We start from the raw sequence: 773 nt of genomic DNA, 5'->3' as shown, positions 1-773 counted from the left end.
GTCAAGGCTCCGGGCTTCGGTGACCGCCGCAAGGCCATGCTGGGCGACATCGCGATCCTGACCGGTGGTCAGGTCATCGCCGAGGAGATCGGCCTCAAGCTGGAGAGCGCCACGCTCGACCAGCTCGGCCACGCCCGCAAGGTCGTCGTCACCAAGGACGAGACCACGATCGTCGACGGAGCCGGTGACCCCGACGCCATCTCCGGCCGGGTCAACGAGATCCGCGCCGAGATCGAGCGCACCGACTCCGACTACGACCGCGAGAAGCTCCAGGAGCGCCTGGCCAAGCTGGCCGGCGGCGTGGCCGTCATCAAGGCCGGCGCGGCCACCGAGGTCGAGCTCAAGGAGCGCAAGCACCGCATCGAGGACGCCGTGCGCAACGCGAAGGCGGCCGTCGAGGAGGGCATCGTGCCCGGCGGTGGCGTGGCGCTGCTGCAGGCCGGCGCCAAGGCGTTCGACAAGCTGGAGCTGTCGGGCGACGAGGCCACCGGTGCCGCGATCGTGCGCAAGGCGCTCGAGGAGCCGCTGAAGCAGATCGCCGTCAACGCCGGTCTCGAGGGCGGCGTCGTGGTGGAGAAGGTTCGCCACCTCACGCCGGGCGAGGGCCTCAACGCGGCCACCGGCGAGTACGTCAACATGTTCGAGGCGGGCATCATCGACCCGGCCAAGGTGACGCGCTCCGCGCTGCAGAACGCCGCTTCCATCGCGGCGCTCTTCCTCACCACCGAGGCCGTCATCGCCGAGAAGCCCGAGAAGCACCCTGCCGCTCCCGC

The 773-nt window shown here is 70.5% G+C and carries 1 protein-coding gene; it reads left to right on the top strand.

Translation table 11 applies throughout. The annotated features are described in order from the left end of the window. Nucleotides 1-773: chaperonin GroEL (gene groEL, locus AB0C16_RS40155; protein WP_357691402.1), on the top strand; the 773-nt coding region annotated here is incomplete at both ends.

This window comes from Nonomuraea sp. NPDC048916 (genome assembly GCF_040649575.1).
GTDB lineage: Bacteria > Actinomycetota > Actinomycetes > Streptosporangiales > Streptosporangiaceae > Nonomuraea.
The sequence above is the reverse complement of the archived record's forward strand: the minus strand, read 5'-3'. Positions and strand labels throughout refer to the sequence as shown.